This window comes from Vibrio sp. 16 (assembly GCF_963681195.1).
Lineage (GTDB): Bacteria > Pseudomonadota > Gammaproteobacteria > Enterobacterales > Vibrionaceae > Vibrio > Vibrio sinaloensis_D.
On sequence record NZ_OY808997.1, the window covers coordinates 641,325 to 654,836 of the forward strand.

At 46.1% G+C, this 13,512-nt stretch carries 12 protein-coding genes; 7 read left to right on the plus strand and 5 right to left on the minus strand.

Going from position 1 to position 13,512, the window contains the following annotated elements:
- Positions 1-30: 30 nt before the first annotated feature.
- Positions 31-1,023 carry a phage shock protein operon transcriptional activator gene (pspF, locus tag U9J37_RS02910; protein WP_005470338.1) on the minus strand — a complete coding sequence of 331 codons (993 nt, stop codon included), beginning with the start codon at positions 1,021-1,023 and terminating at the stop codon, positions 31-33.
- A 219-nt stretch (positions 1,024-1,242) separates the two neighbouring features.
- Here pspF and pspA point away from each other — a divergent pair, with 219 nt between their 5' ends.
- The 7 genes from pspA to U9J37_RS02945 all read left to right on the plus strand — a co-directional run bounded on the left by pspA (position 1,243) and on the right by U9J37_RS02945 (position 8,676).
- Positions 1,243-1,911: a phage shock protein PspA gene (pspA, locus tag U9J37_RS02915; protein ID WP_005470571.1), complete on the plus strand. Its 669-nt coding sequence runs from the start codon at positions 1,243-1,245 to the stop codon at positions 1,909-1,911.
- Positions 1,912-2,079: 168 nt separating this feature from the next.
- Positions 2,080-2,313, plus strand: a complete 234-nt coding sequence (gene pspB, locus U9J37_RS02920; protein ID WP_005470370.1) for an envelope stress response membrane protein PspB — start codon at positions 2,080-2,082, stop codon at positions 2,311-2,313.
- On the plus strand, positions 2,306-2,695 hold the full coding sequence (pspC, locus tag U9J37_RS02925) for an envelope stress response membrane protein PspC (protein ID WP_005470343.1): 390 nt from the start codon (positions 2,306-2,308) through the stop codon (positions 2,693-2,695). The genes pspB and pspC overlap by 8 nt, the downstream gene beginning before the upstream one ends.
- Positions 2,696-2,829: 134 nt before the next feature.
- Positions 2,830-3,861 carry an efflux RND transporter periplasmic adaptor subunit gene (locus U9J37_RS02930; RefSeq protein WP_005470445.1) on the plus strand — a complete coding sequence of 344 codons (1,032 nt, stop codon included), beginning with the start codon at positions 2,830-2,832 and terminating at the stop codon, positions 3,859-3,861.
- A 1-nt stretch (position 3,862) separates the two neighbouring features.
- The gene (locus U9J37_RS02935; protein WP_005470323.1) at positions 3,863-4,951 is read left to right on the plus strand and encodes an efflux RND transporter periplasmic adaptor subunit; all 1,089 of its coding nucleotides are present in this window, start codon (positions 3,863-3,865) and stop codon (positions 4,949-4,951) included.
- On the plus strand, positions 4,944-8,045 hold the full coding sequence (locus U9J37_RS02940; RefSeq protein ID WP_005470359.1) for an efflux RND transporter permease subunit: 3,102 nt from the start codon (positions 4,944-4,946) through the stop codon (positions 8,043-8,045). The genes U9J37_RS02935 and U9J37_RS02940 overlap by 8 nt, the downstream gene beginning before the upstream one ends.
- 70 nt (positions 8,046-8,115) lie before the next feature.
- Complete coding sequence (locus U9J37_RS02945) at positions 8,116-8,676, plus strand: DNA-3-methyladenine glycosylase I (RefSeq protein WP_005470376.1); 561 nt, start codon at positions 8,116-8,118, stop codon at positions 8,674-8,676.
- Here the strand turns inward: U9J37_RS02945 and U9J37_RS02950 are convergent.
- The 4 genes from U9J37_RS02950 to cls all read right to left on the minus strand — a co-directional run bounded on the left by U9J37_RS02950 (position 8,673) and on the right by cls (position 13,409).
- Complete coding sequence (locus U9J37_RS02950; protein WP_005470346.1) at positions 8,673-9,530, minus strand: lipase secretion chaperone; 858 nt, start codon at positions 9,528-9,530, stop codon at positions 8,673-8,675. The genes U9J37_RS02945 and U9J37_RS02950 overlap by 4 nt on opposite strands.
- Positions 9,531-9,540: 10 nt before the next feature.
- Positions 9,541-10,455: a lipase family alpha/beta hydrolase gene (locus U9J37_RS02955; RefSeq protein ID WP_086028689.1), complete on the minus strand. Its 915-nt coding sequence runs from the start codon at positions 10,453-10,455 to the stop codon at positions 9,541-9,543.
- 231 nt (positions 10,456-10,686) lie between these two features.
- Entirely contained in the window at positions 10,687-11,892 is a 1,206-nt protein-coding gene (locus U9J37_RS02960) for a cystathionine beta-lyase (RefSeq protein ID WP_005470416.1), read from the minus strand.
- Between the two features lie 62 nt (positions 11,893-11,954).
- Positions 11,955-13,409, minus strand: coding sequence for a cardiolipin synthase (gene cls / locus U9J37_RS02965; RefSeq protein ID WP_005470318.1), 1,455 nt, complete (start codon positions 13,407-13,409; stop codon positions 11,955-11,957).
- Positions 13,410-13,512: the final 103 nt, after the last annotated feature.

Here is a 13,512-nt window from a genome sequence, read left to right on the forward strand (position 1 = left end):
AAACCTCAGTAAACCTTAACTTATGTCATGTTACTCAGACTGAGTTAGGTTGTATTTGCGCACCATGCCTCTTAGCTGGTGATAACTTAAGTCTAGCAATTGGGCCGCTTTCCTTTGATTGAATTTCGCTTCTTCCATGGCGGCATTGAGAATTTTCAAGTCTTGTTCTTCTTGCCACTGCTTGTAATTAAGCGGAAAGGTAATAGTGTCACTGGTTGTCGATAGCTCGCTCTCCGAGCCCGATTCTGGCTCTGACCAAGTATTGGCGAAGGGGTCGAAAATCATGTGAGAGATAGGCTCGTCTTGCTGCCCATGTTGATAGACGGCTCGCTCGATAACGTTTTTTAGCTCACGAACGTTACCTGGCCACGCGTAGTCTAATAAGCTCTGCTTTGCGTGTTCACTAAACCCGACAAAATACTCGAACCCGAGTTCACGGCACATTTTGATTGCGTAGTATTCGGCGAGAAGCAAGATGTCTTCCGTTCGTTCGCGCAGGGGTGGAAGTTGAATGACATCGAAAGCAAGCCTGTCGAGAAGGTCGGCACGAAACTCCCCGTTGGCAGCCATTTCTGGAAGATTGGCATTGGTGGCACACACCAAACGTACATTCGCGTTGAGTAATTGGTGCCCACCAACCCGCTCATATTGACCATATTCAATCACTCGCAGCAATTTTTCCTGAACAAGGAGTGGGGCGGTCGCAAGCTCGTCTAGAAACAAAGTGCCATTTTCTGCACGCTCAAAGCGACCTTTATGCCTGCCTTTTGAGCCTGTAAATGCGCCTTGTTCATGACCGAACAACTCAGAGTCAATAAGCCCCTCACTCAATGTTGAACAGTTCAATGAGATAAGAGGCTGATCCCAACGTTTAGATAAATAATGCAGACGCTGTGCGATGAGTTCTTTTCCGGTTCCGCGCTCTCCAATAATCAGGATAGGGCGCTCAATCGCTGCAAGTTTTGATACTTTATCCAGTACCGCAAGGAAAGCGGGAGACTCACCAATCAGGTTTTGTTGCATGACTTCACTCCGTTGGTCAAATTTACCTAAAGTTGGCTAAATTCATCATACATTGAATCGGCTTGCAAGTTGATATTTGTTAACTTTATGATTTTTAATAAATAAAAAGTTGGCACACATATTGGAATAGTTAAACCAACATAAAGAGTTCGATGATGACTCAAACCCCAATGACCACTATCGGCCTAAGTGCCAACATATAAAATGAGGAGCTGTGCTATGGGTATTTTTTCTCGATTCGCAGATATTGTAAATTCAAACATCAGCGCACTACTGGATAAAGCGGAAGATCCAGAAAAGATGATTCGCCTTATCATTCAAGAAATGGAAGACACCTTGGTTGAAGTGCGTACTAACTCGGCAAAAGCGATTGCAGATAAAAAAGAGTTGGCACGTAAAGTGGAAACTTTGGAAGATCAAATTACGCAATGGCAAACCAAAGCGACATTGGCGTTGACCAAAGAGCGTGAGGACTTGGCTCGTGCAGCATTGATCGAGAAGCAAAAGCTGCAAGATGTCTTGAAGGGGCTACATACTGAGCAAACGCTTGTTGAAGAAACTATCGATAAGCTAACGGGTGAAATTGGTAAGCTAGAAACTAAGATCACGGAAACCCGAGCTAAGCAGCAAGCATTGGCTATTCGCTCTCAAGCTGCGTCAAATCGTCGCGATGTGCAAAAGCACCTTCATACTGCTCGTACGTCAGAAGCGATGGCGAAATTCGAACAGTATTCGAGAAAAATTGACGAGCTTGAAGCGGAAGCGGACGTTTATTCCAAAACCGGCAATGCGAAATCGCTTGATCAAGAGTTCGCAGAACTTCAAGCTCAAGATGAAATTGAACAAGAACTGGCCAAGTTAAAAGAGCAGATGGGCGAGAAAAAATAATCCGTCGCATTCTTTAACTCAAATAAATGTGCACCAATCTAGGTATTGAGGTTTCACTGCCTGAGCTTGATACTTAGATTGGTGAGTTAGGCTTAATTGTTTTATCTAAATTGTCAGTCGGTTGTCTATGAAATCAATCTGATTGAGCGCTATCAGTAGGAGTTGTTTATGTCGACATTTATTATTGCCGGGCCATTGATTGTTTTTTTGATTTTTGTCGCCCCTTTGTGGCTCATCTTACACTATCGCAGTAAGAAGAAAGCGGCAGGTGGACTATCAGAAGATGATTTCCAACGCTTGCAATCTTTGTCAGAGAAAGCTGATCAGATGCAAGATCGAGTTAACACGCTAGAAAGAATTTTAGATTCAGAGGCGCCTGAATGGAGACGTCGCTATGAGTAAACAAGAGCTTTATCGTGATACTGATAATGGAAAAATTGCTGGTGTTTGCGCAGGGTTGGCCAATTACTTCGGATTGGAGGTATGGTTAGTACGAATCTTAGTCATATCCGCCGCGTTACTTGGTGGTAGTTTTCTTGTGTTACTCGCGTACGTTGCATTTGCATTTATGATCGAGAAACAGCCGCCAAACTACGTAGAAGCGATGAAAAGCAAACAAGAACACAAGTTGAAAAGTAAACCTTGGACTCAGGGTCAAGCGCCTGATGCGTTGCTGACAACGCTCGAAAATGATTTTTCAACGCTTGAAACTCGAATTCGCGCCATCGAGGCGTATGTCACATCCGATACGTTTAAGGTAAATCGCGAGTTCAACAAGCTGTAAGTCGTTTATGAGACTTAGTCGCGTTTTCTTTTAGCAAATTATTAATTTTAATAAGTTTTTACCACCCCTACTGTGGAAGTCATCAATCCAATCATCTATCTTTGTTGTAAATTGTGATAACTGGATGATTGGACATGCAAAAATCAATGCTGCTTCTCGCCATAGCTGCGTCACTCAGTGGCTGTGGTAAGGAGCTTCCACCCGTACCTGAGCCCGATTCTCGGCCTGCGAAACTCTTCACTATTTCAGTCGGCAATGCCACTTTTGAACGCCATTTTCCAGCCACTTCTGAAGCCGGTGATAAAGCAGTTCTTGCATTTAGAGTACCTGGTCAGCTTCAAACCATTGATGTTGTTGCCGGGCAACGGGTCAAAAAAGGGGATGTGCTTGCGTCTCTAAACCCTGATGAGTACACCCTGTTGGCGAAGCAGGCAGAGGCTCAATTTAAACTTGCCGATGTTCAATATCAACGCTACAAAAAGTTAAGAAAAGATAAAGTGGTTTCCGAGCAAGATTTTGATCAAGCTAAAGCCAACCACAATTCTGCGCGAGCAACTCTTGAGCAAGCAAAAGCGAACCTCAGATACACCAAGTTGGTCGCGCCGTATGATGGGACAATCTCACTCGTCCCCGCAGAGAATCACGAATACATAGCCGCTAAGTCTGGCGTGTTAAACATTCAAACCAATCAGTTGATGAAGGTGATTTTCCAGCTCCCCGATCACTTGTTAAGCCGATTTTCTACAGGGATTAACCTAAAGGCGACAATGACTTTTGATGCCTTTCCTCAAAATACCTACGACCTGACCTTCCAAGAGGTTGATACTGAAGCCGATCCCAAAACGGGCTCTTACAAAGTCACCATGATCATGGAACGTCCTGAAGATACTGGGATCCTGCCTGGTATGGCAGGGTCGGTTCACGTCGCGGTCGAATCTACAGGCGCGACTCGTATTCCGGAAGCCGCTTTGTTTGAAGAGCAAGGAGACACCTTTGTTTGGCGTGTTGACGACCAAGGTATTGTTTCCAAAGCGGCGGTTGAACTGAACGATAAGCGACAAGTGGAAAGCGGTTTAGCCGATGGCGAGAGAATTGTCGTGTCCGGAGTGAGTGGTATTGAACCGGGAATTAAAGTTCGCGAATGGATCAAAGAGCGAGGTCTGTAAGATGAAGCAATGGTTAGGGATAAGTGTGTTATCCACGGCAGCGTTCTTAGCGGGCTGTAGCGGTGAGGCAGAATATGTCGATTTTGGTCTTGCCAAAGTAAAAGTGTTGGAGTTGTCGAATCACGAAGTGAGCGAGGACAGATTGTATTTTCCCGCTGTTGCCAATGCAGCGGAACGCTCACACCTCAGCTTTAGGGTGGCGGGTGAAATTAGCAAGATTTACGTCAAGGAAGGGGATCAAGTTAAGCAAGGAGACCTGATTGCCGAGATTGAACCAACGGATTACAAACTTGACGTTGATAATGCAAGTGCTCGTTATTCGGTCGTCGACAGTCAGTATAAGCGCTCCAAGCCTTTGGTCGACAAAGGCTTACTTGCCAAGTCTCAGTTCGACGAAATAGCGGCTAATCGTCAAATTGCCTACGCAGAGTTGCAGTTAGCGAAGCTACGATTGTCTTTTACTCAACTGAAAGCGCCTGTTGACGGGATCATATCTCGTGTGAGTGCTGATCAGTTTGAGAACATTCAAGTTGGCCAGCAAATCGTCAATATTCACAGTCTAGATAATGTAGAGATCCTGATTCAATTGCCTGATCGCCTCTACACCAATCAGCCTAGCCAAGAGGTTTTGGAAAAAGTAGATGCTGTGGTTAAAGTACCAAGCGGTAATGAATACAGCGCAAAAATCAAAGAATTTACCACAGAGCCGGATCCGGCGACGGGGACGTTCACTGTAACCCTGTCGATGCCGATGCCAGAGCAAGAATACATCTTGGATGGCATGGCGGTCGAAGTGACTTCTAGAGGCGAAGACATTGGATTAGAGCTGAACACCGGTGTCCAAGTCCCGATTGAGTCAATATTCAACGCAGATGGCGATGACTTAGCGCGTGAAAACAAATACGTGTGGACGGTAGAGCCCGACAACACGGTTACGAAGAGAAAAGTCGTTGTTGGTAAGGCAAATAAGGAAACCGTTCAGGTCCTTGAAGGGCTAGATAAAGACCAAGTTGTCGTGGTCGCAGGTGTATCACGATTAAGGGAAGGTATGCAGGTAGAAGTGATTGAGAAGGAGGCGGGTCATGAGTGAACAAAATCTCAACGCGCCTCAACGTGATGAAGACGTAACGGGTATCGCAGCGTACTTTATTCGAAATCGAGTCATCAGCTGGATGATCTCGCTGATTTTCCTCATTGGCGGCACCGCAGCATTCTTTGGATTGGGGCGCCTTGAAGACCCTGCATTCACCATCAAAGATGCGATGGTTGTTACTTCATACCCTGGTGCGACACCTCAGCAGGTCGAAGAAGAAGTGACGTACCCATTGGAAAAAGCCATCCAGCAATTAACTTATGTGGATGAGGTGAACTCGATATCCAGTCGGGGTTTGTCGCAAATCACCGTGACGATGAAAAACAACTATGGTCCCGATGATTTGCCACAGATATGGGATGAGCTACGCCGTAAGGTCAATGACTTAAAAGGTCAGTTACCTCCGGGTGTCAATGATCCGCAAGTGATTGATGATTTCGGTGACGTTTACGGAATCCTACTAGCGGTCACAGGTGAAGGTTACAGTTACAAAGAGTTACTCGATTATGTTGACTATTTGCGTCGAGAATTAGAGCTCATTGATGGTGTGAGTAAGGTCTCGGTATCGGGTCAGCAGCAAGAGCAAGTGTTTATCGAAATCTCGATGAAACGCATGAGCAGTTTAGGGCTTTCGCCAAACACCGTGTTCAATCTGCTGTCTACTCAAAACATTGTCTCTGATGCAGGCGCGATTCGAATTGGTGACGAGTACATTCGTATTCAGCCTACGGGTGAGTTCCAAAATGTGGACCAACTTGGGGACTTGATCCTCACCGAGAGTGGTGCTCAGGGGCTTATCTACTTGCGGGATGTTGCTGACATCAAACGTGGTTACGTTGAAGTACCAAGCAATATCATCACGTTTAACGGCGATCTGGCGCTCAACCTCGGCGTCTCCTTTGCGCAGGGTGTAAACGTCGTCGAAGTTGGTAAACGCTTTGACCGACGCCTCGCCGAGCTCAAGTACCAACAACCCGTAGGTGTCGATATTTCGGAAATTTACAGTCAGCCAAAAGAAGTCGACAAATCAGTCAGTGGTTTTGTCGTCAGTTTGGGACAGGCTGTTGCTATCGTAATCATCGTGCTCCTTTTCTTTATGGGATTGCGCTCTGGTTTGCTCATCGGCTTGATTCTTCTGCTTACGGTGCTCGGTACATTCATCTTCATGAAGTACTTCGCTATCGATTTGCAACGAATCTCTCTTGGGGCCCTTGTTATCGCTTTGGGTATGCTGGTGGACAATGCCATCGTGGTGGTCGAAGGGATATTGATAGGGACGCAAAAAGGTCGAACGAGGCTGCAAGCTGCCACAGATATTGTCACACAAACCAAGTGGCCGTTGCTTGGCGCGACGGTGATTGCCGTGACGGCTTTTGCTCCTATCGGCTTGTCGGAAGATGCGACTGGTGAATATTGTGGCACGTTGTTTACGGTGCTTTTGATCTCGTTGATGTTGAGTTGGTTTACCGCAATTTCATTGACGCCTTTCTTCGCAGATATCTTCTTTAAAGGTCAAAAAGTTCAACAAGATGGCGCAGAGAGCGATCCGTACAATGGCATGATCTTTGTGGTGTATAAAAACTTCCTTGAGTTTTGTATGAAACGAGCTTGGTTGACCGTCGTTGTACTGATTCTTGGATTAGCCGCGAGTGTGGTTGGCTTTACCCATGTTAAGCAATCGTTCTTTCCATCTTCTACGACACCGATTTTCCAAGCGGATATTTGGCTGCCTGAAGGGACGGACATTAGAGCGACCAACACTAAGTTGAAAGCGCTTGAAACGTGGATCTCTGAGCAAGATGGAGTGGACCATATCACCACAACCGCGGGTAAAGGTTTGCAGCGCTTTATGCTCACCTACGCGCCAGAGAAAAGCTATGCCGGTTACGGAGAGATTACGACTCGAGTGACCGATTATGAGAAACTTCATGATCTTATGGCACGTTTTCGTCTGCACGTAGAAGAGAACTTCCCTGAGATTAACTACAAGTTGAAGCAAATTGAGCTTGGTCCTGGCGGCGGTGCTAAGATTGAGGCGCGTCTAGTAGGCTCTGATCCTACCGTTTTGCGTAGCCTTGCTAAGCAAGTGGAAGACATCATGCACGCGGATCCAGGTACGACAAACGTTCGTCATGACTGGCGTGAAAGAACGAAGGTGCTTGAACCTCAGTTTAATGAAAGTCAGGCTCGTCGCTATGGTATTACCAAGTCAGACGTCGATGAGTTTCTCGCGATGTCTTTCTCAGGTAAAGCAGTGGGCGTCTATCGTGACGGTACTACTCTAATGCCAATCGTGGCGCGTTTGCCAGAGGACGAGCGTGTAGATATCCGCAACATCGAAGGTATGAAGATCTGGAGTCCAGCGCTCAGTGAATATATTCCACTGCAACAAGTGACGATGGGTTATGACCTTCGCTGGGAAGACCCGATCATTGTGCGCAAAAATCGTAAACGTGTCTTGACCGTTATGGCAGACCCCGATCTGTTGGGTGAAGAGACGGCGGCGACGTTGCAAAAACGTTTGATGCCACAAATCGAAGCAATCGAGCTTCCTCCTGGCTATTCGTTGGAGTGGGGCGGTGAGTATGAGTCTTCAGGTGACGCTCAAGCTTCGCTGTTCACAACGATGCCAATGGGTTATCTATTCATGTTCTTAGTGACGGTGTTCTTGTTTAACTCGGTCAAAGAGCCTCTGATTGTGTGGCTGACGGTACCGCTCGCGATTATCGGTGTGACGACAGGACTGTTGGCGCTCAATACCCCATTTGGTTTTATGGCGTTGCTTGGCTTCTTGAGTTTGTCGGGGATGCTTTTGAAAAATGGCATAGTATTGTTGGATCAGATCGAGATCGAAATGCATTCAGGCAAAGATCCTTATGTTGCCGTGGTCGATGCTGCGCTGAGCCGCGTGCGTCCAGTGTGTATGGCGGCCATCACCACGATTCTTGGCATGATTCCTTTGCTGCCTGACATATTCTTTAAGCCAATGGCGGTAACGATTATGTTTGGTTTAGGTTTTGCGACTGTTCTGACACTAATCGTTGTGCCAGTGTTGTATCGTTTATTCCACAAGGTCGCGATACCAAAATAGCGTAACTCGCCAATAATGTTTTTCAAACGCCCTTGATGAAGAATCCGGGGCGTTTTTATAAGGATCGAAAATGGATAACAAAACATGTGCTTGGGCGATGAATCACCCACTTGAACGCGAATATCATGATGCAGAGTGGGGTGTGCCCGTTTATGACGATAACGTGTTGTTTGAGTTCATCACGTTAGAAGGCGCGCAAGCCGGTTTAAGTTGGATTACGATTTTGAAAAAGCGAGAAGGCTATCGCCAAGCATTTGAAAATTATGACTTAGATAAGCTCATTCAACGTGATGAAGTACGTACTGAGTTCATCGTTGAACACTTCGACGTGGTTAAGCATCGTGGCAAAATTAACTCGGTATTTAGCAACGCTAAAGCGGCAAAGCAATTAATCGAAGAATACGGGAGCTTATCTAATGCGCTATGGCAGTTTGTTGATGGCAAGCCTATTGTGAATCACTGGACAGATATGAGCCAAGTGCCAGTCTCTACGGAACAGTCCAAAGCGATGAGTAAGTTCCTTAAAAAGAGAGGCTTTAAGTTTGTGGGTGAAACAATTTGCTACGCCTTTATGCAGGCTGTGGGCATGGTGGATGATCATGTTGTTGGTTGCCCTAAAAAGCCTAATTAGTTTTTTGAATGTTCGTCGTGAATACGCTCAAGAGCTTCGATTCGCCTTTGTTGGTGTGGTTCAAAGCTCTGATTTCTTAGCGTGGTGATTTCTTGTTGAATTGCTTCAGCTCCTAAAGCGGGATTGTTTAAAATGTCTGACCGTTGGGCTAAATAGTGGTCAAGGGACGCTTTAAATGCCGCCCTTTTGTCGTCAAGATCTTGCAGTCGCTGAGCACCTTGTTCACCAACCAACTCGACCCTCGCTAGATACTTTTGCTGTGAACTTAACTGTGATGTATTGACTAGTTGAAGCGTGAGAGCATTATTTCGTTCGCTTTCTTGAATGTGGCTTGGTTGCGCGATTAAGAGTTGTTCTAAATGCTGCTTTTGGTCTATTGGGTCTAAGGTGTTCTCTTTAATGACCAGTTTGTCGACCGCGAGTTGGCGTAACCTGTTTTCCTCATCAAAAAGTTGTTTAATTTGCTCGTCAGTAAAGAACTGCCGCTGCAGCGCCAGAATTTCATTATTGATTCGCTGTAACTCCAAAACTGAAAGTGACGTCGCGCCTAACGGCTCAAGATTCGTAAGCGCTCGTTTGTAGGCGAGGTAGGTGTCAAAGAGCGCAATACTGACGTTGATCGATGTTTGTTCAGCAGCATCAGAACGCACATTTGTCCGCACTTGATCAAGTGATTGCTCGCCAACACTGCTTAACGAATATTCAAAAAAATCCTTTTGGGAAGAAAGGTCGACAGCAACATCTTGTTGTGATTCTGCTTTGATTGGCATTGGTGAGGTCAGCGGATGAAAATAAGTCGCTCCAACGAAAAAAAGAGAAACGACAAACAGTGAGAACAGAGCGACTTTTTTCATAACGGACTCCTTACAAACCTTGTTGTTTCAGGCGGTTTGCATGTTGACGGTATAGCGTTACTGGATCTGTCTCGAATAAATGATGAATACCAAGCAACCCATTGATTTCATCGAGATGGTTCATCTTGTAATCGTCGCGAATGACTTTGCCTAAATGCGTACTGCAAGTGGCAACCAACCCATCGTTTGGACCATCAAACGCTAGCCCTAAAACCATCATGGCACCGTCCGTTGGATCAAAGACGTTGGTAAAGTTTGCTGCACCTGTCCAAGAGTAATAGTACACACCATTAGATGCCAACAGGTCGCCGTTACCGCATTCGGTGCTTGGGATACCTTCTGGGTAATATCGGTTAAAAGTCAGTGAGCCTTCCGTCGTAAGTGCATCTAATGACGCTAAAGGATCTTGCTCAAGATCGGAGCCGCCAGATAGCAAGTTAATCAATGTCACTAGCCCTTGTGCGAGTTTGACGGCTACTCTCTCACTGATTGAGCCTTCAGGTACCGTTCCACGAACAATATCTGCCACCTTTGACCCTTTATGTACACCACCAACACTTGTTACTGAAGCGACCAAATCTGGGCGAATCGATGCAACGTAACGGGCGGTAGGGCCACCATGACTGTGTCCAATCAAGTTGACCTTTTGAGCGCCAGTGGCCGCGAGTAGCGTCTCAACTTGGTTTAAGAGCTGTTCACCTCGCGCTTCGCTACTATTAGTCGCAGATACTTGAGCGACATAGACGGTGGCGCCATCTTTAGTCAGTGATTGAGGTATGCCGTAGAAATAATCGACGCCAGCCAATGAATCAAAACCGAACAGTCCATGTACCAAAACGATTGGGTACTTGGTTTCGGTATACCCAGACGCATGGGCGAGGTTGATGACGGGCTGGACTATTGCCAAAGAGACGAAAAGAGTCAGTGCTTGGTAGAGTTTCAAATTGTTGCTCCTTCTGGTTAGACCTCTGATGAGATATTACAACGTAGAAGAAACGCGACAGATAAGGCAAGAAACAATGTAAATAAAATGTTAACTCGTGAGCTTGAGATAAAAAACAACAGATCGGTTTAACTCGACCAAAGGTATGAGAAATATTGATGAGTGTAGATAAAAAAGCCCCGCATACGCGAGGCTATAAGTTTACTAGCGTCGTTACGCAGTCGCTTCTTTCTCTAAAATCAACGCGTTATAACGCTCTAATCCTGCCTCTAGATCGGAAATTAAGTCGTCTACGTCTTCTAGACCAATGTGGACGCGAATCAATGTACCTTCAAAATTGGGATTCGCGACGGTACGCAAACTGTTGAAACTTTTTGGCTCGTTGGCAAGGATTAAACTCTCAAATCCTCCCCATGAATAGCCCATACTGAAATGCTTCATTCCATCAAGCAATGCTGTCGTCGCGCGAGGATAACTGGTTTTCAATACGAAAGAGAACAGACCGTTTCCACCCGTAAAGTCGCGAGTAAAGAACTCATGACCTGGACATGTCTCAAGGGCAGGGTGTCGAACATGATCGACTTCTGGACGGCTTTGTAACCACTTGGCCACTTTTAAGCTATTTTCCGCATGTTGGCGGAGTCGAACATCCAAGGTACGAATCCCCCGTAGGCCCAAGTAAGCATCATCAGGAGAAACGCATTGGCCCATCAAGTAGCTTTGCTCGCGCAATTGATCCCAATGCTTTTCGTTGGCGACTGCGGTACCCAGCATAACGTCGGAATGTCCCACGATGTACTTTGTCGCCGCCTGAATTGAGATATCTACACCGTACTCAAAAGGAGAAAAGTTAACGCCAGCGGCCCATGTGTTATCAAGCATTACAACAATGTCAGTTTCGTGAGCAATGCGGGATAGAGTTGGAACGTCTTGTACTTCCATCGTGATTGAACCAGGCGACTCTAAAAATAGAACTTTAGTATTTGGCTGGATGAGTTCACGAATACCTTCGCCAATTGTTGGGTCGTAATAGGTTGTTTCTACACCCATTTTTTTCATGATCTTGTCGCAGAAATCTCTTGTAGGTTCGTAGCATGTATCAACCATCAAGATGTGATCACCAGTCTCTACAAAGGCAAGTATGGCGTTTGATATTGCTGCGGTACCACAAGGGTATAAAGCGCATCCCGCCCCGCCTTCGATCTCAACCATCGCGTCTTGGAAAGCAAAGTGAGTATTTGTTCCTCTGCGCCCATAGAACAGAGTCTTGTTTGCTCTGTTAACGGTAGCGTGGTGCTTTTCGGCTACGGTGTTGAAGACAACGGTAGAGGCGCGTTGTACTGGGGGGTTAACGACTCCGTTTGTCCATTTGCCATCACGGCCGGCTGTGACAAACTTAGTTTGTTTCTTTTCTGACATTTGAAGTCCCTATCTCTAACTGTTGCCTTATTTAAAACATGACAACACTCAATAAGCAAGGGCTAGAGCAGGGGATTAAACAAGTAAAAGACTCGCTCAAGAAAACGTGAGTACAATGAGCGCTTCTGCCATTGTTTCAAACTGACTCGATGCGACTCCTGCATGTAGCTGTTTTGTAGCCAGAACATTTCTTTGGTAAATGACTCGTCGTCAATAGCAAGTGTCAGCTCGAAATTGAGCCATAAGCTACGCATATCCATGTTTACGGTGCCAACAAGGCAAAATTGTTCGTCGATCACAACCGATTTTGTATGCAGAAGGCCGCCATAGAATTCGTAGATCTCAACACCTGCCTGCATCAGTTCGGTATAGAAGGCGCGCGATGCCCATTGAACCATGATTGAATCGTTCTTATGTGGAATGATTAGCTCGACTTTGATACCCCGCTGAGCGGTCATTTTAAGTGTTTCAAGTAAATCGGAGCTCGGGACAAAGTACGGCGTGGTGATCCGCACCGACTGATTCGCTTGGTTAATAGCCAATGTAAGCACCTGAGAGATCAGATGCTCTGGCATTCCCGGTCCAGATGGCACAACTTGAACAGGGTGTTGCGGCTCTTCGGGATTAATTCTGCATTCAGGCAGTTTGGGTAGCCTACGGTTTCCTGTTTCGACCTCCCAGTCCCAACCGTGAATGGCGGATAGGACGTTCACGGTCGGTCCGGTCAAGCGAACCATAATGTCTATCCACTGACCAACACCGCTACTTTGTTTAAAAAAGGCAGGGTCAACCATATTCATCGATCCCGTGTAGCCAATGTTATCGTCGATAACGATGATTTTTCTGTGCTGCCGAAGATCGAGGCGGCGAAGAAAAATACGCCAAGGGCTGACTTCTAGCGCTTGCACTACCTCCATGCCAGCGGATTTCATCATCTTGTACCATTCGCTTCGAAAGAAACGCGGGCTACCCGCAGAGTCGAGTAAGAGTCTAACTTTAACTCCACGTTTAGCCGCTTTAATCAGAGAAGCGGAGACGGCATCAACAAGGCCGCCCGGGTGCCAGATATAGAAGACCATGTGGATGCTTGATTTTGCCGTTTCAATATCTTGAATGACGGAATGGAGGATCTCGTTGGGTGAACTTTGCAGAGAAAGAGTGTTGCCGCTTAATGCAGGCAAGCCTAGACGATTATTACAAAGTTCATCGATTCGGTAGATATGGCGACCAAAACTCTCTGGTGCATGCGCATGGCATTCATTCAAACTAGAAAACCATTGCTCGAAGGGAGCAAACATAAGCTTCGCTCTCTCGGCTCGCTTCCTGCCCAAATTCAGTTCTCCAAACAGGAAGTAGCAGGCAACCCCAACGATCGGGATGATATAGATGATCATCAACCAAGCAAGGGAAACACTAACAGCACGCCGTTTTAATACCACGCGAATCGTTACACCGGCCACAAGAATCCAGTAAAACACGATCCCGGCAAGGGTTAGAAAGTGATAAAACTTGTCCATTCAACTACCTAGAACACATATCGAGCGACTTAATAGTAATCTGCCATAGTCATAGTCACAACAACAAACTGGGTTGAATTAAGAGAGTATTGCAAAGTTTACA